Origin of the sequence: Streptomyces sp. NPDC021093 (assembly GCF_044333135.1) — a bacterium.
Classification (GTDB): Bacteria; Actinomycetota; Actinomycetes; order Streptomycetales; family Streptomycetaceae; genus Streptomyces.
In genome coordinates this window covers 429960-447724 of record NZ_JBIRQJ010000008.1, presented here as the reverse complement: position 1 = coordinate 447724, position 17765 = coordinate 429960, and the positions used below count along the sequence as shown (strand labels likewise).

The window sequence follows — 17765 nt, the reverse complement described above, 5'->3', positions numbered from 1 at the left end:
GTTCACCACCAGCCCTTTTCCGCCGCTCAGCCTTCCTCCGCCCGCCGCCGCACCAGGGCCACGCCCCTCCCCCTCCCCTCTCGACTGGGACATTGATCACCCGTGTGAGACACTGATGTCTCAGTTGAGTCTTACTAGTCTCGGAACGGATGTCTCATGTCCTCCCCCGCCGCCTCCCGGCCCGACGCCGGGCCCGCCGCCCCGCACCTGGACCCCCGGCGCTGGGCCGTCCTCGCGATCCTGTCGGGCAGCCTCCTGCTGATCGCGATGGACACCACGATCCTCAACGTGGCGTTCCCCTCCCTGGTCTCCGACCTCCAGCCGGGCTCGGTCGAGCAGCTGTGGATCATCGACGTCTACGCGCTCATCCTGTCCGGCCTGCTGGTCACGGCGGGTGCGCTGGGCGACAGGCTCGGCCGCAAGAGAATGCTGCTGGCCGGCTTCGTGATCTTCGCGCTCGCCTCGCTGCTCGCGGTCTTCGCCACCGAGGCGTGGCATGTGATCGCGGCCCGTGCGCTGCTCGGCGTCGGCGGTGCGGCGATCATGCCGTCCACGCTGTCGATCCTGCGCAACGTCTTCCTCGACGCCCGTGAGCGGGCCTTCGCGTACGCCGTGTGGGCGGCCGTCTTCGGTGCCGGCATGGCGCTGGGCCCGGTCGTCGGCGGACTCCTCGTCGAGGACTTCGGCTGGCAGTCCGCGTTCCTGCTGAACCTGCCCGTCGCCGCCCTGGTGATCGCGCTGGGCGCCTGGATCCTGCCCGAGTCGCACTCGCCGCGCAGCGGCCGCTGGGACTGGTGGGGCGTGGGTCAGTCGATCGTCGGCATGCTCGCCCTCGCGGGCGGCATCAAGCAGCTCGGCAAGAGCGGCTTCGCGGACCCGCTGCCCTGGGCGCTGCTGGCCCTGGCCGCGGTCGCGCTGACGGTGTTCGTACGCCGCCAGCTCCGGCTGGAGAGCCCGCTGCTCCAGGTGCGTCTGTTCACCAACCGGTCGTTCTCCATCGCCGCCGTGTCGATCTTCCTCGGCATGGTCGGCATGGGCGCGGTCCTCTTCCTGGTGACGCAGTGGTTCCAGTACGGGCAGGGGTACACGCCTCTTGAGGCGGGCGTCCGTCTGCTGCCCGCCTCGCTCGGCCTGGTCCTCACCTCGATGGTGACGCCGTCGCTGATGCAGCGCTTCCAGATCCGGCACGTCCTCGGCTCGGGGCTGGTCGTCATGACGGTGGGTCTCGCCCTGCCGTGGACGGTGCAGCGGTTCGCCGACATCGGCTACCCGGCGGTCGCCGTCGCGCTCGCCGTCCTCGGCATGGGCGTCGGCATCGCCACCACGGTCGCCTCGGTGACGCTGATGGCGGCCACCCCGGCCCACGAGGTCGGCGGCGCCGCGGCCGTCGAGGAGACCTGTTACGAGCTGGGCGCGGCGCTCGGCGTCGCCATCCTCGGCAGCCTGGCCACCGCCCTGTACCGCACGAACCTGCCGGCCCTGGACCTGGACGGTCCGACGGCGCAGTCGGTACGGGACTCGGTGGGCGAGGCCGCGCACGTCGCGCAGAACATCGGCGGCGACGCGGGCCGCACCCTCCTGGACGCGGTCTCGGCGGCGTACACGACGGCCATCACCCCGGCCTTCCTGGTCGGCGCGGTCCTGACACTGGGCGCTGCCGCGGTGGCCTGGGCGTGGGTCCCGCGCGACCTGCGGCCGACGGAGAACGAGCACTGAGCGAGCACTGAAGGACCGGAGGGCCGATCGGCGCCCCGATCCGAAGGAACGGCGGGCCGATCGGCGTCCCGGTTCTCAGGACCGGTGGGCCGATCGGCCCTCCCGGCGCGTCGATTAGCCTGTCGATCATGCGGATCGACGAGGTCACCGACATCCTGCGCGAGGCGGCCGCCGAGGCGATCCTGCCCCGCCACCGGGCCCTCACCGAGGGCGAGATCACGGAGAAGACCCCCGGCGAGGTGGTCACCGTGGCCGACCGGGAGGCGGAGGCGCTGATCACCCGGCGGCTGCGGTGCGTACGGGACGTCCCCGTGGTCGGCGAGGAGGCCACGGCGGCGACTCCCGCCCTGCTGCGGGTGGTCCGGGACGAGCCGGAGGTCTGGCTCGTCGACCCGCTCGACGGCACCCCCAACTTCGTCGCGGGCCGCGCCGACTACGCGGTGATGGCCGCGCTCGTACGGGGCGGGGAGACGGTCGCGGCCTGGATCGTCCAGCCCGCGACGGGCCGCGCGTACACGGCGGAGAAGGGCTCGGGCGCCTGGGGCGACGACGGCGTCCGGCTGCGCCGCGAGCCCGCCCCTGCCGACCCGGCGGCCCTGCGCGGGGCCGCTCTGACCGGGTTCCTCTCCCCCGGGGCGCGCGCCCGCGTCGAGGCGTCGGCGCCTCGTTTCGCACGGCTGTCCTCCGGCACCAAGTGCGCGGGCATCGACTACCCCCGGCTGGCCACCGGAGCCCTGGACTTCCTGCTCTACCACCGCACGCTCCCCTGGGACCACGCCCCGGGCGCCCTCCTCGCCACCGAGGCGGGCTGCACCGTACAGCGGCCGGACGACGCGTCCTGCTACCGGCCGGACGACGACCGCAGCGGCCTGCTGGCCGCGGCCGGCCCCCGGTGCTGGCGGACCGCCCGCCGACTCCTGCTCCCCTCGTCCGACCCGTCCCCGAAGGGCTGATCCATGCACACCGCACACCCGCAGCACGCGGACGACCCCGTCCTCGTACATGTCGAGGGCCGCACGGGTCACCTCGTGCTCAACCGCCCCCGCGCCCTCAACTCCCTCACCCACCCCATGGTCCGCACCCTCGACGCGGCCCTCGCCGCCTGGGAGTCCGATCCGGCCGTCGAGACCGTCGTCATCTCCGGAGCGGGCGCGCGCGGGCTGTGCGCGGGCGGTGACATCCGGGCCATTCACGACGACGCGCGCGACGGTGACGGCCTGGCGACCGAGGCGTTCTGGTGGGACGAGTACCGGCTCAACGCGCGCATCGCCCGCTTCCCCAAGCCGTACGTCGCCGTGATGGACGGCATCGTGATGGGCGGCGGCGTCGGAGTCAGCGCCCACGGCAGCGTCCGCATCGTCACCGAACGCTCCCGCATCGCCATGCCCGAGACCGGCATCGGCTTCGTCCCCGACGTCGGCGGCACCTACCTCCTCGCCCTCGCCCCCGGCGAACTCGGCACCCACCTCGCGCTGACCGGCGCGGCGGTGGGCGCTGCCGACGCCCTGTTGTGCGGACTCGCCGACCACTTCGTACCGTCGGAGCACCTGGACGCGCTGACCGCGGACCTGGCGGCCGTACCGGCGCAGGAGGCGGTACGGCGCCGCGCGACGGAGCCGCCCGGCGGTGAACTCGCGGACGCCCGCGAGTGGATCGACCACTGTTACGCGGCGGCGACCGTCGAGGAGATCCTGGACCGGCTGTCCCACAGCGGGGTGCAGGCGGCGAAGGAGGCCGCAGAGACGATCCTCGCCAAGTCGCCCACCTCGGTGAAGGTGACCCTGGAGGCGGTGCGCCGGGCGCGTGAACTCGGTTCCCTGGAGCGGGTGCTGGTGCAGGAGTACCGGGTGTCGTGCACGGCGCTGCGCCGGAGCGACCTGGTGGAGGGGGTGCGCGCGCAGATCGTCGACAAGGACCGGAACCCGCGGTGGTCCCCCGCGACGCCGGGCGAGGTGTCCGCCGGGACCGTGGCCCGGTTCTTCGCGCCGCGCGGGGACGGCCGCGAGCTGTCGTTCGCACCCGGCTCCGATGCCGCGCCCTCCCCCGACGCCGTGCCCGGCCCCGTGCCCCCGCACGGGCGGGATCACTTGGGCGACTGAGCCGCCAGCCACTCCGGCAGCGCGCGGGCGAGGTGTCGCAGGAAGGCGCGGGCCGCCGATCCCGTCGGACCGTCCGCGCGCCGGGCGAGGGCGATACGGGCGCGCGGGCAGGGTTCTTCGAGGGCCAGTACGCGCAGGTGGGGGCCGGACCGTGGCACCGTCCCGGCAGGCAGCACCGCGACGCCGAGGCCGCGCGAGGCCAGCTGGAGGAGGACCTGCGGGGCCGAGGCCTCGAAGGCCACGGCGGGGCGGAAGCCCGCTTCCGCGCAGCTGCGTTCGAGCACGCCGCGCACTCCGGTGCCTGCCGGAAGGCTGATCAGCGGGCGGTCGCGCAGGGCCGCCAGAGGGATGCCGGTACGTTCCGGCGGCAGGGCCAGGGGGTCGTCGGGGGTCGTGACGGCCCTCAGCGGTTCGTCCAGCAGGATCTGGAAGGCGACGCCCGGCGGGGGCTGCGCGTCGGCGACCGAGGCCAGCACCATGTCGAGTTCGCCCCGGTGCAGGGCGGCGAGCAGCCGCTCGGAGGTGTCCTCGGTGAGGGAGAACTCGACTCCCGGGTGTGCGTCGTGGAAGTCGGCGAGCACTCCCGCCAGGTCGAACACGCCGGCCGGGACGCCCAGCAGCGAACCGACCCTGACCCTGCCGCGCAGGAGCCCGGTGAGTTCGTCGGCGGTGCCGTGCACCGCGTCGGCGGCGGCGAGCACCGCGCGGGCGTGCGGCAGGATCGCCTCCCCCGCTTCGGTGAGGGTGACGGTGCGGCCGGTGCGGTCCAGGAGCGCCTGTCCGAGTTCCCGCTCCAGCCTGCGGATCTGCGCGCTGACGCCGGGCTGGGCGACGTGCAGGCGGGCGGCGGCACGGGTGAAGTTCGCCTCCTCCACCACCGTGACGAGGTACCGGAGCTGTCGGAGTTCCATAACTGATCATGCTAGTGGTGAGACAGAACCCTTCTTGGACTTCTGGTGACCGCCCCAACACCCTTGTGACCATGGGGAATACGAAGCAGGGGACCGCTGTCGGAGAGATCAGGAAAGCGATCGCGGCCGAGCGCCGGGAGCTGGCGGATCTGCTGGACGGGCTGCCCGCCGAGCGGTGGGAGGAACCCACGCTGTGCGCCGGGTGGCGGGTGCGTGAGGTGGCGGCCCACATGTCGTCCGGGTTCCGCCACCCGCTGCCCAAGGTGCTGGCCGAGCTGGTCAGGGCGCGGGGCAGCATGGACCGGATGACCGACCGGGTCGCGCACCGGGACGCGGCGCGGATGTCGGAGCGGGAGATGGCGGCGGCGCTGCGGGAGAACGCGCACCATCCGTGGAAGCCCCCGGTGGGCGGTTTCGCGTCGGCGCTCGGCCACGACCTGGTGCACGGCCTGGACATCACGATCCCTCTCGGCCTGGACCGCCGGGTCCCCGAGGACAGGCTGCGGATCGTCCTGGGGACGGCGAGCCCCATGGGCACCAGGTTCTTCGGGGCGAAGCTGGACGGCGTGCGGCTGCGGGCCGACGATCTGGACTGGTCGTACGGCAGCGGGAGCGTGGTCACGGGGGCCGCGCAGGACCTGGTGGTGGTGCTGTTCGGGCGGAAGGTGCCGGCGGGGCGGCTGAGCGGCGAGGAGAGCGGGCGCTTCACTACCGTGTGAGAGGCGTGGGACCGGCAAGGCGACCGGCCGTGAACCCCGGCCGCCGCGACGGCGTTTCCCCGCCCGCCCGGGGTACGCGCAGAACGTACGGGCAGGGCAGCACCCACGGCCGATCGGCGGAGGCGGGACGGGAACATGACGGTGGAGAAGCGGACGGTGCTGGTACTGGACTGCGCGGAGGCGGACGAGCTGGCGGCGTTCTACGCCAGGCTCTTCGACGCGGAGACCCGCCGGGGCGAGGACATGGACTTCGTGGAGATCGTCGGCCACGACGGCGTCCATCTGGCGATCCGGCGCGACCACGGCTACGCGCCGCCGAGCTGGCCGCGCCCCGACGACTCCCAGCAGGCACATCTGCGGATCCTGGTGGCGGAGGAGGACATGGACGAGGCGGAGCGCGAGGTCATCGGCCTGGGCGCACGCCCCCTGGAGACCCCGAACAACACCGGTCTCAGCCGGGACGTGCGCCGCTACTCGGACCCGGCCGGTCACCCCTTCTCCCTGGTGTCCTCCCCGACGGGCCCCGGCAAGGAACAGCCGGAGGGCGAACTGCGGCTGGCCTGAGGACAGTTCCCCCTCCCCGGAGGCCCGGCCTCCGCGGGCCGGTCCTCAGTGGTGGAAGCCGACCACCCCGGCCCCTTCCTTCGCGCGGGCCTGCCGGAGCCACTCCACGATCGACTCGATCGCCTCCAGCACCTCGGAGTCCAGCGCGGCACGCTGCTCGGGGGTGCTCGCCTCCCACTGGGCGAGCGCGTCGCGGCACTCCTCGGCGCTCCACTCCCCGTACCCGGGCAGGTCGTCCGGCCTGGGCAGCCCCGCGGGCAGCGAACCGTACGAGAACTCCGTGATCTCGACGGCCTCGATGCCCAGTTCCTTCAGGCCCTTGTCGACCTCCTCCAGCCAGTCCCCGCGGTACGGCGAGAAGTTGTTGTTGAAGAGGCTGCGGCCGTAGAACTCGCAGACCAGCTTGTACGCGTAGCCGTACTGGAAGGCGAACTCCTCGTCGAAAGGGCCGCCTTCGACGACCGCGCGCACCGCGTCGGAGCGGGTGGGCGCGCCCCGCTCGATCTCGCTCGCGAACCAGTCGTCGTCGTGCCGGATCTGGGCCTTGAAGCGGCCGCCGATCATGCGGCGCAGTTTGTCGTCCCCGGAGCCGACGGCGCCCCGGACCGTGGTGGGATCGACCAGGTACAGACTCAGTGAGTAGCTCATGATCCAAGACTAGGGGGCGGCACTGACAGTGCTCCGCGCCCCTCAAGCACTGCCGCACGACCCCCGAGCACTGCCGTGCGACCCTCGGGCGATGTCTCCCGCGACCCTCAAGCTACTTTCCGGTAGGGCATTCGGCCGAACGGATCAAGGCAGGTCAGGAGAGGTCAAGGTCACAGCGGTTACCCCTGCTGCACCTTTGGCGGACTGCCCTAGCATCTGAGCATGACGGTCCTGCCTGACGACGGGCTCCCCCTGGCCGCCGAGTTCCCTGATGCGACCCATGAGCAGTGGCAGCGCCTGGTGGAAGGCGTGCTGCGCAAATCGGGTAAAGACGTCACGGGGGCTGCGGCCGAAGAAGCCCTCTCCACTTCCCTCGACGACGGGCTCACGACGCGCCCGCTGTACACCGCCGACGACACCCGCGAAGACGACTCGCCCGGACTGCCCGGCTTCGCCCCGTTCACCCGGGGCTCTTCCGCTGCGGGGACGACGGCGGCCGGCGGGTGGGACGTACGGCAGCGGCACGAGCGGCCCGATCCCGCGCTCGCCAACGAGGCCGTCCTGGCCGACCTGGAGAACGGGGTCTCGTCACTGTGGCTCGCGGTCGGCGACGCCGGGCTGCCGGTGTCCGGGCTCGATCAGGCGCTGGACGGCGTGTATCTCGACCTCGCGCCGGTGGCTCTCGACGCGGGGGCCGAATTCGACGCCGCCGCGCGCGAGTTGCTCCGTATCGTCGAGGCGCGCGGGGTGGCCGCCGATGAGCTGCGCGGCAACCTGGGCGCGGACCCGCTGGGGCTCGCCGCCCGCACCGGAACGTACGAGAGCGCGCTCGCCGGACAGACCGTCGCACTCGCGGAATTGACGTCCCGTCAGTACCCGGGGCTGCGCGCCCTGGTGGTGGACGCCCTGCCGTACCACGAGGCGGGGGCCTCCGCCGCGCAGGAGCTCGGCTGCTCCCTCGCGACCGGCGTCGGCTACCTCCGTACCCTCACCGAGGCCGGCCTCGACGTCGAAGCGGCCTGCGGGCAGCTCGACTTCCGGTACGCGGCCACCGCCGACCAGTTCCTCACCATCGCCAAGTTCCGTGCGGCGCGCCGTCTGTGGGCCCGGGTCGCCGAGGTGTGCGGTGCGGCGGGGGCCGGGGCGCAGCGGCAGCACGCGGTGACGTCGTCGGTGATGATGACGCGCCGCGACCCGTGGGTGAACATGCTGCGCACCACGATCGCCTGCATGGCGGCCGGGGTGGGCGGCGCGGACTCGGTGACGGTGCTCCCGTTCGACCAGGCGATCGGCCTGCCGGACGCGTTCGCGCGCCGTATCGCCCGCAACACCTCCACCATCCTCGTCGAGGAGTCGCACCTGTCGCGGGTCGTCGACCCGGCGGGCGGCTCCTGGTACGTGGAGCAGCTGACGGACGAGCTGGCGGCGGCCGCCTGGGAGTGGTTCCAGGAGATCGAGAAGGCGGGCGGCCAGGAACAGGCGCTGGCCTCGGGCCTGGTGGGCGAGCGGATCGCCGCGACCTGGGAGCGCCGTACGAAGGCGCTTGCCAAGCGGCGCGAACCGATCACCGGCGTCAGCGAGTTCCCGCTGCTCGCCGAGCGCGCGGTCGACCGCGACCCGGCTCCCGCGAAGCCGTCCGGGGGACTTCCCCGGGTCCGCCGCGACGAGGCGTACGAGGCGCTGCGCGCCCGCTCCGACGCCCACCTGGCGGAGACCGGGTCGCGTCCCCGCGTCTTCATCGCCGCGCTGGGACCGGCTGCCGCGCACACCGGCCGGGTCACCTTCGCCGCGAACCTCTTCCAGGCGGGCGGCGTCGAGCCGGTGCACGACCCGGTGACGGTGGACCCGGGCACGGTCGCCGAGGCGTTCGCCGCGAGCGGTGCGGCTGTCGCCTGCATCTGCTCCAGTGACGCCCTGTACGCGGAGCAGGCGGCGGACGTCGCCGCCGCCCTCAGAGAGGCGGGGGCGCGGACGGTGTTCCTCGCGGGCCGTCCCGGGGAAGCCGAAGACACGTACCGGAGTGCCGGCGTCGACGCTTTCGTCTTCGCGGGCTCGGACGCGGTGGCCGTGCTCACCTCCGTCCTCGACCGTATGGAAGTGAAGTAATGGGCAGCATTCCCGACTTCTCGCAGATCTCCCTCGCGTCGGCCGCCGCACCGGCCGCTTCCGAGGAGCAGTGGCGCTCGGCCGTCAAGGAGTCGACCGGGCGCGGTGTCGAGGACCTCGTCTGGAACACGCCCGAGGGCGTCCCGGTGAAGCCGCTGTACACGGCGAAGGACACCGAGGGCCTGGACTTCCTCCAGACGTATCCGGGCGTGGCGCCGTACCTGCGCGGCCCCTACCCGACGATGTACGTCAACCAGCCGTGGACGATCCGCCAGTACGCGGGCTTCTCCACCGCCGAGGAGTCCAACGCCTTCTACCGGCGCAACCTCGCGGCCGGCCAGAAGGGCCTGTCGGTCGCCTTCGACCTGCCGACGCACCGGGGGTACGACAGCGACCACCCGCGCGTGACCGGCGACGTCGGCATGGCGGGCGTGGCGATCGACTCGATCTACGACATGCGCCAGCTCTTCGACGGCATCCCGCTGGACAGGATGTCGGTGTCGATGACGATGAACGGCGCGGTGCTGCCCGTGCTGGCGCTGTACATCGTGGCGGCCGAGGAGCAGGGGGTGGGGCCGGAGAAGCTGGCCGGGACCATCCAGAACGACATCCTCAAAGAGTTCATGGTCCGCAACACCTACATCTATCCGCCGAAGCCCTCGATGCGGATCATCTCCGACATCTTCGCGTTCACCTCGCAGAAGATGCCGCGCTACAACTCCATCTCGATCTCCGGGTACCACATCCAGGAGGCGGGGGCGACGGCCGACCTGGAGCTGGCGTACACCCTCGCGGACGGTGTGGAGTACCTGCGCGCCGGGCTCGAAGTCGGCCTGGATGTGGACGCGTTCGCGCCCCGGCTGTCCTTCTTCTGGGCGATCGGCATGAACTTCTTCATGGAGATCGCGAAGATGCGGGCGGCCCGCCTGCTGTGGGCGAAGCTGGTCAAGCAGTTCGACCCGAAGAACGCCAAGTCCCTTTCGCTGCGCACCCATTCGCAGACCTCGGGCTGGTCGCTGACCGCGCAGGACGTCTTCAACAACGTGCCGCGCACCTGCATCGAGGCGATGGCCGCGACCCAGGGCCACACCCAGTCGCTGCACACCAACGCCCTCGACGAGGCCCTCGCGCTGCCCACCGACTTCTCGGCGCGCATCGCCCGCAACACGCAGCTGCTGCTCCAGCAGGAGTCCGGCACCGGCCGCGTCATCGACCCTTGGGGCGGCAGTGCCTACGTCGAGAAGCTGACGTACGACCTGGCGCGGCGCGCCTGGCAGCACATCGAGGAGGTGGAGGCGGCCGGCGGCATGGCGAAGGCCATCGACGCGGGCATCCCCAAGCTCCGCATCGAGGAGGCGGCGGCGCGCACCCAGGCCCGGATCGACTCGGGCCGCCAGCCGGTGATCGGCGTCAACAAGTACCGGGTGGCGACCGACGAGGAGATCGACGTCCTCAAGGTCGACAACTCGTCGGTCCGGACGCAGCAGATCGCCAAGCTGAAGCGGCTGCGCGAGGAGCGCGACGAGGCGGCCTGCCAGGACGCGCTGCGGGCGCTGACGGCGTCCGCCGAGCGGGGTTCGTCCCAGGGCCTCGACGACAACCTCCTCGCCCTCGCGGTGAACGCCGCCCGTGCGAAGGCGACCGTCGGCGAGATCTCGGACGCGCTGGAGAAGGTCTACGGGCGGCACGCGGGCCAGATCCGTACGATCGCCGGTGTGTACCGCAACGAGGCAGGAGAGTCCCCTTCGGTGGAGCGCACCCGTGCCCTGGTCGACGCCTTCGAGGAGGCGGAGGGCCGCCGTCCGCGCATCCTGGTCGCCAAGATGGGCCAGGACGGGCACGACCGCGGCCAGAAGGTGATCGCCACGGCCTTCGCCGACCTGGGCTTCGACGTGGACGTCGGCCCGCTGTTCCAGACGCCGGCGGAGGTGGCGCGGCAGGCCGTCGAGGCGGACGTGCACATCGTCGGCGTGTCCTCCCTCGCCGCCGGGCACCTCACGCTCGTACCGGCGCTGCGGGAGGAGCTGGCGGCGGAGGGCCGCGAGGACGTGATGATCGTCGTGGGCGGTGTCATTCCGCCGCAGGACATCCCGACGCTGCACGAGGCGGGCGCGGCTGCGGTCTTCCCGCCGGGGACGGTGATCCCGGACGCGGCGTACGACCTGGTGCGGCGGCTGGCCGCGGACCTGGGGCACGAGCTCGCCGCACCGGCGGGCGCCGCTCCGTCCGACGCCACGGAGGGCTGACGGCAGATGCCCCCGAAGATCGACATCGAGGCGTACGCCAAGGGCGTGCTCGACGGGAAGCGGGCCTTCGTGGCCCGGGCGATCACTCTCGTCGAGTCGTCCCGGGCGGATCACCGGGTGCTCGCCCAGCAGCTGCTGACCGAGCTGCTGCCGCATTCGGGTGCGGCGCGCCGGATCGGCATCAGCGGTGTTCCCGGTGTCGGCAAGTCGACCTTCATCGACGCGTTCGGCACGATGCTGACGGGGCTCGGGCACCGGGTCGCGGTGCTGGCCGTCGACCCGTCGTCGAGCCGTACCGGCGGCTCCATCCTGGGTGACAAGACCCGGATGGAGCGGCTGGCCGTCGACCCGGCCGCCTATGTCCGCCCATCCCCCTCGGCGGGGACGCTGGGCGGGGTGGCGCGGGCGACGCGCGAGGCGATGGTGGTGGTGGAGGCCGCCGGGTACGACGTGGTGCTGGTGGAGACGGTGGGCGTCGGCCAGTCCGAGACGGCCGTGGCGAACATGGTCGACTCGTTCCTCCTGCTCACCCTGGCCCGTACGGGCGACCAGCTGCAGGGCATCAAGAAGGGCGTCCTGGAGCTGGCGGACATCGTCGCGGTCAACAAGGCGGACGGCCCGCACGAGCGCGACGCGCGGTCCGCCGCACGGGAGTTGGCGGGCGCCCTGCGTCTGATGCACCCGGCCGACGCCAACTGGACGCCTCCGGTGCTGAGTTGCAGCGCCCGCGAGAACGCAGGGCTCGACGAGGTGTGGGACCGCCTGGAGCAGCACCGTACGCTCCTGGACTCCTCCGGGCGGCTGGCCGCCAAGCGGGCGGGGCAGCAGGTCGACTGGGCGTGGGCGATGGTCCGCGACGAGCTGCTCGGCCGGCTGCACTCGCATCCGGCGGTACGCGGTGCGGCGCCGGGCATCGAACAGGACCTGCGCAAGGGCGAGTTGACACCGACACTGGCGGCGGAGCGGATCCTGCGGGCGTTCGAAGAGTAAGCGTGTTCGAGGGACAGCGGTACGGGGAAGGCCCTCCGGGACGACCGGGGACATCCACTGGACGCGGACACGAGGGGCCCATGCGTACGAGGATCGACACCACCCGACCGCACACCGCCCGCATCTGGAACTACTGGCTCGACGGCACCGACAACTACCCCGTCGACCGCGAGGCCGGCGAGCAGATCCGCAAGCTGCACCCGGGCATCGGCGCGTACGCGCGCGCCGACCGGAAGTTCCTGGGCCGTTCGGTCCGGCACCTGGCGGCCGAGGCGGGCATCCGCCAGTTCCTCGACGTGGGTACCGGCCTGCCCAGTGCGGACAACACGCACGAGGTGGCGCAGCGGGTCGCCCCCGACTCGCGGGTCGTGTACGTCGACAACGACCCCATCGTGCTGACCCACGCCCAGGCCCTCCTCACGAGCACCCCCGAGGGCCGGACGGCGTACGCGGACGCGGACCTGCGGGACGTGGACGGCGTCCTCGAACACGCCGCGCAGACCCTCGACCTGTCCCGGCCGGTGGCCCTGATGCTGCTCGGCGTGGTCATCTTCATCGAGGACGACGCCGAATCGCAGCGCATCGTGCGCCGTCTCATGGACGCGCTCCCGGCCGGCAGCCATCTCGTCCTGTCCCACACCATCACCGGCCCCGCCCTACCGGACGTCGACGCGGCGGTGGCCTTCTGGAACGAGAACGGCACCCCGAAGCTGACCCAGCGCACCCCGGAGCAGGTGGAGCGGTACTTCGACGGCCTGGAGCTGCTGGACCCAGGGGTCGTGTCGTGCTCCCGGTGGCGGCCGGAGGCCGACGGCCCGGGGAGGCTGCCCGCCGAGGTGGCGATGTTCGCGGGCGTGGGCCGCAAGGCGTGAGCGCCGCCCCGCTGGACGTGAACCGCACCGCAAGGCCCGAGCCGCGCGGCGTGAGCGCCGCCCCGCTCTGTCCCCGCAGCGGCGCCCCCACCCGGCGGTCATTCCTTCCCCGGTGTCCTGAGCGTGGTGACGATCCCGGAGAAGTCGCGGTCCTTCCCGGCCTCCTCGGCATACGCGGCGTACAACTCCGCCGCCTTCAGGCCGAGTTGCGCGGGCACTCCGCCGGCCCTCGCCGCGTTCGCCGCCAGAGCGAGGTCCTTGGCCATCAGCGGGGCGGCGAACCCCGGGCGGTAGTCGCGGTTGGCGGGGCTGGCCGGGACGGGGCCCGGCACCGGGCAGTTGACGGAGAGCGCCCAGCACTGGCCGGACGCGGTGGAGGCCACGTCGTACAGGGCCTGGGGGGACAGGCCGAGGCTCTCGCCGAGGACGAACGCCTCGCTCACCGCGATCATCGAGATGCCGAGGATCATGTTGTTGCAGATCTTCGCCGCCTGCCCGGCACCCGGGCCGCCGCAGTGCACGGCCTTCTTGCCCATGGCTTCCAGGAGCGGCCGGGCCTCGGCGAACTCCGCCTCGCCGCCGCCCGCCATGAAGGTGAGCGTGCCGGCCTCGGCGCCGACGACCCCGCCGGACACCGGGGCGTCGAGGGCCCGCATCCCGGCGGCGACGGCGGCGCTGTGGGCATGGCGCGCGTCGGCCACGTCGATGGTCGAGCAGTCGACGAAGAGGGTGCCCGGCCGGGCCGCGGCGAGCAGGCCCTCGTCCCGGTAGAGGCCCAGGACGTGCTTGCCCGCGGGCAGCATGGTGACGACCACGTCGGCCGCCGCCGCGGCCTCGGCCACGGAACCGGCCGGTTCCACGCCCTCTTCGGCGGCCGTGTCCAGCAGTGCGGGCACCAGGTCGTGGCCGAGGACCCGGTGGCCCGCCCCGACGAGGTTGGCTGCCATCGGGCCGCCCATGTGGCCGAGGCCGACGAAGGCGATCGTGCGGGTGCCTCGGCCGGACCCGTTCGTGCTGTTCACCACGGCATCTCCTGTGGGGTGGCGGCCAGGCGGAGGTCGCCGCCCGGCGGAGGTGCGAAGTAGCGCTCGACGTCGGCGCCGGTGACCTCGACCAGAGCGGCCGGTGCCCAGTGCGGGCGGCGGTCCTTGTCGACGACCTGGGCACGGATGCCCTCGGTCAGGTCGTGAGAGGCGAGCGCGGCGCAGGAGATCCGGTACTCCTGCTCCAGGACGCGTTCCAGCGGGCCGAGCCCGCGGGCCCGGCGCAGTGCGGCGAGCGTGACCTTCAGGGCGGTGGGCGACTTGGTGGCCAGGGTGTCGGCCGCCTCGGCCGCGGCACGCGCCCCGTGCGCGCGCAGCCGGGCGAGGATCTCCTCGACGGTGTCCGCGCGGTAGCAGGCGTCGATCCACGGGCGGTGCCCGGCCAGTTCACCGGGCGGGGCCTCGCGCACGTACGGCACGAGAGCCTCGTGGACCGGCCGCACGGCGAGGTCCGCCAGCAGCCGGGGCAGGTTCTCGTACGGTACGAAGTGGTCGGCGAGTCCGCACAGCAGGGCGTCGGCAGCGCCCACCGCCGCGCCGGTCAGCGCGAGGTGGGTGCCGAGTTCGCCGGGGGCGAGTGCGAGGAGGTAGGTGCCGCCGACGTCGGGGACGAAGCCGATGCCGGTCTCGGGCATGGCGATGCGGGAGCGTTCGGTGACGATGCGGACGCTGCCGTGGGCGCTGACTCCGACGCCGCCGCCCATCACGATGCCGTCCATCACGGCGACGTACGGCTTGGGGAAGCGGGCGATGCGCGCGTTGAGCCGGTACTCGTCCCGCCAGAAGGCGGCGGATGCGCTGCCCCCGGTGCGGGCGTCCTCGTGGATGGAGCGGATGTCGCCGCCCGCGCACAGGCCACGCTCGCCGGCCCCCGTGAGGATCACCGTCTTGACGGCCGGGTCACGCTCCCACTCCGTCAGCGCCTCGTCGATGCTCCGCACCATGGCGTGGTTCAGGGCATTGAGGGCACGGGGGCGGTTCAGCCGGAGCGAGGCCGCCCGTCCGGTCCTCCCGCGCAGGACGAGGTCCGCTTCCGCGCTCACCGGAACGCCTCCGTCAGTCCGCGGGCCACGATGACGCGCATGATCTCGTTGGTTCCTTCCAGGATCTGGTGGACCCGCAGGTCGCGGACGATCTTCTCGATGCCGTACTCGGTCAAGTAGCCGTATCCGCCGTGGAGTTGGAGGGCCCGGTCGGCGACGGAGTAGCCGGTGTCGGTGGCGAAGCGCTTGGCCATCGCGCACAGCTGCGGGGCGGCCGGGTCGCGGCGATCCAGGGCCTGGGCTGCCTGGTGGAGCAGGGCGCGGGCGGCGGTGAGTTCGGTCGCCATGTCGGCGAGGCGGAACTGCAGGGCCGCCGAGTCGAGCAGCCGCGCCCCGAACGCCTCGCGGTCGGCGAGGTGGGCCAGGCTCTGGTTGAGGGCGGTGCGGGCGCCGCCGAGCGAGCAGGCGGCGATGCCGAGGCGGCCGCCGTTCAGGCCGCTCATGGCGATCCGGAAGCCGTCGCCCTCGTGGCCGAGGAGTCGGTCGGCGGGGATCCGGACGCCGTCGAGGATCACCTGGCGGGTGGGCTGGGCGTTCCAGCCCATCTTCTTCTCGTTCGCCCCGAAGGAGAGACCGGGGTCGTCCCGGTCGACGAGGAAGGCGGAGATCCCGTCGGTTCCGTCCCCGCCGGTGCGTGCCATGACGACGTACACCTGGGCGGCGCCCGCACCGGAGACGAACTGCTTGACGCCGGTGAGGACGTAGTCGTCGCCGTCCCGGACCGCGCGGGTGCTCAGTGCCCCGGCGTCGGATCCGGCGCCCGGTTCGGTGAGGCAGTAGCTGCCGAGGTCGTCCATGGTGCACAGCCGGGGCAGCAGACGGGTGCGCTGCTCCTCGGTTCCGTACGAATCGACCATCCAGGCGACCATGTTGTGGATGGAGAGGTAGCCGGCGACGGACGGGCAGCCGGAGGCGAGGGCTTCGAAGACCAGGACTCCGTCGGCGCGGCTGAGTCCGCTGCCGCCCGCGTCCTCCCGTACGTACACACCGCCGAGTCCGAGCCCGGCGGCCTTGCGCAGCACGTCGACGGGGAAGTGCTTCTCCTGGTCCCAGCGGACGGCGTGCGGGGCGAGGTGGTCCTGTGCGAAGTCGAGGGTGGTCTCGACGAGGGCCTGCTGGTCCTCGGTGAGCGAAGTGGGCGCGGTGCTGGACATGGTGGTGGGCACGGCGCTCATCCCATCGTCGGGATCGTGAAGCTCGCGCCTTCCCTGGCGCCCGACGGCCAGCGCGAGGTGACGGTCTTCGTGCGGGTGTAGAAGCGGATGGCGTCCGGGCCGTGCTGGTTCAGGTCGCCGAAGCCGGACCGCTTCCAGCCGCCGAAGGTGTGGTAGGCGACGGGGACCGGGATGGGGACGTTGACGCCGACCATGCCGGTGTTGACCCGGCGGGTGAAGTCGCGGGCGGTGTCGCCGTCCCGGGTGAAGATCGCGACGCCGTTTCCGTACGGGTGCTCGCTGGGCAGGCGCAGTGCCTCCTCGTAGTCGGCGGCGCGTACGACGCACAGGACGGGGCCGAAGATCTCCTCGCGGTAGATCCGCATCTGCGGGGAGACCCGGTCGAAGAGGGAGGCTCCGGCGAAGAACCCGTTCTCGTGGCCCGGGAGGGTGAAGTCCCGCCCGTCGACGACGAGTTCGGCTCCTTCGACGACGCCGATGCCCACATAGCGCTGGACCCGGTCGAGTGCGTCCCTGCTGACCAGGGGGCCGAAGTCGGCGTCCGGGTCGTCGGAGCGACCGATGCGCAGCGCCGCGATGCGCTCCTTGAGTGCGGCGACGAGCCGGTCCGCGGTCTCCTCGCCGACGGGCACGGCCACCGAGATCGCCATGCAGCGCTCCCCCGCCGACCCGTATCCGGCACCGATCAGGGCGTCCACCGCCTGGTCGAGGTCGGCGTCCGGCATCACGATCATGTGGTTCTTGGCGCCGCCGAAGCACTGGGCGCGCTTGCCGTGCGCGGCGGCCGTGGCGTAGATGTGCGCGGCGATCGGGGTGGAGCCGACGAAGCCGAGCGCTTCGACGCGGGGGTCCTCCAGGAGGGTGTCGACGGCTTCCTTGCCGCCGTTGACGACGTTGAGCACGCCGGGCGGCAGGCCGGCCTCCAGGAAGAGTTCGGCGAGCCGCAGCGGTACGGACGGGTCGCGCTCGGACGGCTTGAGGATGAATGCGTTTCCGCAGGCGAGAGCGGGTGCGGCCTTCCACAGGGGGATCATCGCGGGGAAGTTGAACGGGGTGATCCCGGCGACGACGCCGATCGGGGAGCGCAGCGAGTGCACATCGATGCCGGTGCCCGCGTTGTCGGTGAACTCGCCCTTGAGGAGGTGCGGGATCCCGGCGGCGAACTCCACCACTTCCAGGCCGCGTTGGAGGTCTCCGTGCGCGTCGGCGACCGTCTTGCCGTGCTCGGCGGACAACATCCGGGCCAGCGGGTCGCGCTCCTCCTCGACGAGCTGGAGGAAGCGAAGCAGGACGCGGGCGCGCCGCTGCGGGTTCCAATCTGCCCATTCCTGCTGGGCGTTGGCAGCGTCGGCAATGGCCGCCTCGGTGTCGGCGCGGCTCGCGAGGGGGACGCGGGCCTGGACGGTGCCGGTGTTGGGGTCGTACACGTCGCCGAAGAGGCCGGAGGTGCCGACGGTGTGCTTGCCGCCGATGAAGTGGCTGAGTTCACGGACCATGGTGTGCCTGCTCTCGTCAGGTGAGATCCGGGGACGGCACGGCGGGCCCCCGGCGGGTGCGCACGGGTGGGTGCGCCGCCGGGTGCGGGCCGTGGGACAGCGGGCCGCGAGACGGTGAAGGGGAGTCTCGAAGTCCT

15 protein-coding genes are annotated in these 17765 nt (G+C 72.6%); 9 read left to right on the top strand and 6 right to left on the bottom strand.

Annotation, left to right across the window (positions count from 1 at the left end):
• The first annotated feature begins 156 nt into the window (after nt 1–156).
• The 3 genes from ACH4SP_RS26890 (at nt 157) to ACH4SP_RS26880 (ending at nt 3815) form a co-directional block, all read left to right on the top strand.
• On the top strand, nt 157–1716 hold the full coding sequence (locus ACH4SP_RS26890) for an MFS transporter (RefSeq protein ID WP_398418210.1): 1560 nt from the start codon (nt 157–159) through the stop codon (nt 1714–1716).
• A gap of 128 nt (nt 1717–1844) precedes the next feature.
• Nucleotides 1845–2669 carry an inositol monophosphatase family protein gene (locus tag ACH4SP_RS26885; RefSeq protein ID WP_398418208.1) on the top strand — a complete coding sequence of 275 codons (825 nt, stop codon included), beginning with the start codon at nt 1845–1847 and terminating at the stop codon, nt 2667–2669.
• Between the two features lie 3 nt (nt 2670–2672).
• Entirely contained in the window at nt 2673–3815 is a 1143-nt protein-coding gene (locus ACH4SP_RS26880) for an enoyl-CoA hydratase/isomerase family protein (protein WP_398418206.1), read from the top strand.
• Here the strand turns inward: ACH4SP_RS26880 and ACH4SP_RS26875 are convergent.
• Nucleotides 3800–4726: a LysR family transcriptional regulator gene (locus ACH4SP_RS26875; protein WP_398418204.1), complete on the bottom strand. Its 927-nt coding sequence runs from the start codon at nt 4724–4726 to the stop codon at nt 3800–3802. The two genes, ACH4SP_RS26880 and ACH4SP_RS26875, sit on opposite strands and share 16 nt — an antisense overlap.
• A gap of 71 nt (nt 4727–4797) precedes the next feature.
• On the opposite strand from ACH4SP_RS26875, the gene ACH4SP_RS26870 reads away from it, so the two are divergent.
• Both ACH4SP_RS26870 and ACH4SP_RS26865 read left to right on the top strand, forming a co-directional pair.
• Nucleotides 4798–5445, top strand: a complete 648-nt coding sequence (locus tag ACH4SP_RS26870) for a maleylpyruvate isomerase family mycothiol-dependent enzyme (protein WP_398418202.1) — start codon at nt 4798–4800, stop codon at nt 5443–5445.
• 135 nt (nt 5446–5580) lie between these two features.
• Nucleotides 5581–6009: a VOC family protein gene (locus ACH4SP_RS26865; protein WP_398418200.1), complete on the top strand. Its 429-nt coding sequence runs from the start codon at nt 5581–5583 to the stop codon at nt 6007–6009.
• Nucleotides 6010–6054: 45 nt separating this feature from the next.
• On the opposite strand, the gene ACH4SP_RS26860 is transcribed toward ACH4SP_RS26865, so the two are convergent.
• A complete protein-coding gene (locus ACH4SP_RS26860) occupies nt 6055–6657 on the bottom strand; it encodes a hypothetical protein (protein ID WP_398418198.1) in 603 nt (200 codons plus the stop codon).
• A 222-nt stretch (nt 6658–6879) separates the two neighbouring features.
• Here ACH4SP_RS26860 and mutA point away from each other — a divergent pair, with 222 nt between their 5' ends.
• From mutA to ACH4SP_RS26840, 4 genes are all read left to right on the top strand, one after another.
• Nucleotides 6880–8763 carry a methylmalonyl-CoA mutase small subunit gene (gene mutA / locus ACH4SP_RS26855; protein WP_398418196.1) on the top strand — a complete coding sequence of 628 codons (1884 nt, stop codon included), beginning with the start codon at nt 6880–6882 and terminating at the stop codon, nt 8761–8763.
• A complete protein-coding gene (gene scpA, locus ACH4SP_RS26850) occupies nt 8763–11009 on the top strand; it encodes a methylmalonyl-CoA mutase (RefSeq protein ID WP_398418194.1) in 2247 nt (748 codons plus the stop codon). Before mutA ends, scpA begins: the two co-directional genes overlap by 1 nt.
• Nucleotides 11010–11015: 6 nt before the next feature.
• Nucleotides 11016–11999 (top strand): methylmalonyl Co-A mutase-associated GTPase MeaB, encoded by a 984-nt coding sequence (gene meaB, locus ACH4SP_RS26845; protein WP_398418192.1) that lies wholly within the window; start codon nt 11016–11018, stop codon nt 11997–11999.
• Nucleotides 12000–12079: 80 nt separating this feature from the next.
• Nucleotides 12080–12871, top strand: a complete 792-nt coding sequence (locus ACH4SP_RS26840) for an SAM-dependent methyltransferase (RefSeq protein WP_398418190.1) — start codon at nt 12080–12082, stop codon at nt 12869–12871.
• 98 nt (nt 12872–12969) lie between these two features.
• Here ACH4SP_RS26840 and mmsB read toward each other — a convergent pair whose 3' ends face one another.
• From mmsB to ACH4SP_RS26820, 4 genes are read right to left on the bottom strand one after another with little or no spacing between them, the layout of a single operon-like run.
• Nucleotides 12970–13893, bottom strand: a complete 924-nt coding sequence (gene mmsB / locus ACH4SP_RS26835) for a 3-hydroxyisobutyrate dehydrogenase (RefSeq protein ID WP_398418188.1) — start codon at nt 13891–13893, stop codon at nt 12970–12972.
• Complete coding sequence (locus ACH4SP_RS26830; protein ID WP_398418186.1) at nt 13890–14957, bottom strand: enoyl-CoA hydratase/isomerase family protein; 1068 nt, start codon at nt 14955–14957, stop codon at nt 13890–13892. The genes mmsB and ACH4SP_RS26830 overlap by 4 nt, the downstream gene beginning before the upstream one ends.
• Entirely contained in the window at nt 14954–16132 is a 1179-nt protein-coding gene (locus tag ACH4SP_RS26825) for an acyl-CoA dehydrogenase family protein (RefSeq protein ID WP_398418185.1), read from the bottom strand. Before ACH4SP_RS26825 ends, ACH4SP_RS26830 begins: the two co-directional genes overlap by 4 nt.
• Complete coding sequence (locus tag ACH4SP_RS26820) at nt 16129–17628, bottom strand: CoA-acylating methylmalonate-semialdehyde dehydrogenase (protein ID WP_398418183.1); 1500 nt, start codon at nt 17626–17628, stop codon at nt 16129–16131. The genes ACH4SP_RS26825 and ACH4SP_RS26820 overlap by 4 nt, the downstream gene beginning before the upstream one ends.
• Nucleotides 17629–17765: the final 137 nt, after the last annotated feature.

Bases quoted from the DNA above. Each gene is read 5' to 3' on its own strand.
- ACH4SP_RS26890 (WP_398418210.1), top strand. From the start codon at position 157: ATGTCCTCCCCCGCCGCCTCCCGGCCCGACGCCGGGCCCGCCGCCCCG.
- ACH4SP_RS26885 (WP_398418208.1), top strand. From the start codon at position 1,845: ATGCGGATCGACGAGGTCACCGACATCCTGCGCGAGGCGGCCGCCGAG.
- ACH4SP_RS26880 (WP_398418206.1), top strand. From the start codon at position 2,673: ATGCACACCGCACACCCGCAGCACGCGGACGACCCCGTCCTCGTACAT.
- ACH4SP_RS26875 (WP_398418204.1), bottom strand. From the start codon at position 4,726: ATGGAACTCCGACAGCTCCGGTACCTCGTCACGGTGGTGGAGGAGGCG.
- ACH4SP_RS26870 (WP_398418202.1), top strand. From the start codon at position 4,798: ATGGGGAATACGAAGCAGGGGACCGCTGTCGGAGAGATCAGGAAAGCG.
- ACH4SP_RS26865 (WP_398418200.1), top strand. From the start codon at position 5,581: ATGACGGTGGAGAAGCGGACGGTGCTGGTACTGGACTGCGCGGAGGCG.
- ACH4SP_RS26860 (WP_398418198.1), bottom strand. From the start codon at position 6,657: ATGAGCTACTCACTGAGTCTGTACCTGGTCGATCCCACCACGGTCCGG.
- mutA (WP_398418196.1), top strand. From the start codon at position 6,880: ATGACGGTCCTGCCTGACGACGGGCTCCCCCTGGCCGCCGAGTTCCCT.
- scpA (WP_398418194.1), top strand. From the start codon at position 8,763: ATGGGCAGCATTCCCGACTTCTCGCAGATCTCCCTCGCGTCGGCCGCC.
- meaB (WP_398418192.1), top strand. From the start codon at position 11,016: ATGCCCCCGAAGATCGACATCGAGGCGTACGCCAAGGGCGTGCTCGAC.
- ACH4SP_RS26840 (WP_398418190.1), top strand. From the start codon at position 12,080: ATGCGTACGAGGATCGACACCACCCGACCGCACACCGCCCGCATCTGG.
- ACH4SP_RS26825 (WP_398418185.1), bottom strand. From the start codon at position 16,132: ATGAGCGCCGTGCCCACCACCATGTCCAGCACCGCGCCCACTTCGCTC.
- ACH4SP_RS26820 (WP_398418183.1), bottom strand. From the start codon at position 17,628: ATGGTCCGTGAACTCAGCCACTTCATCGGCGGCAAGCACACCGTCGGC.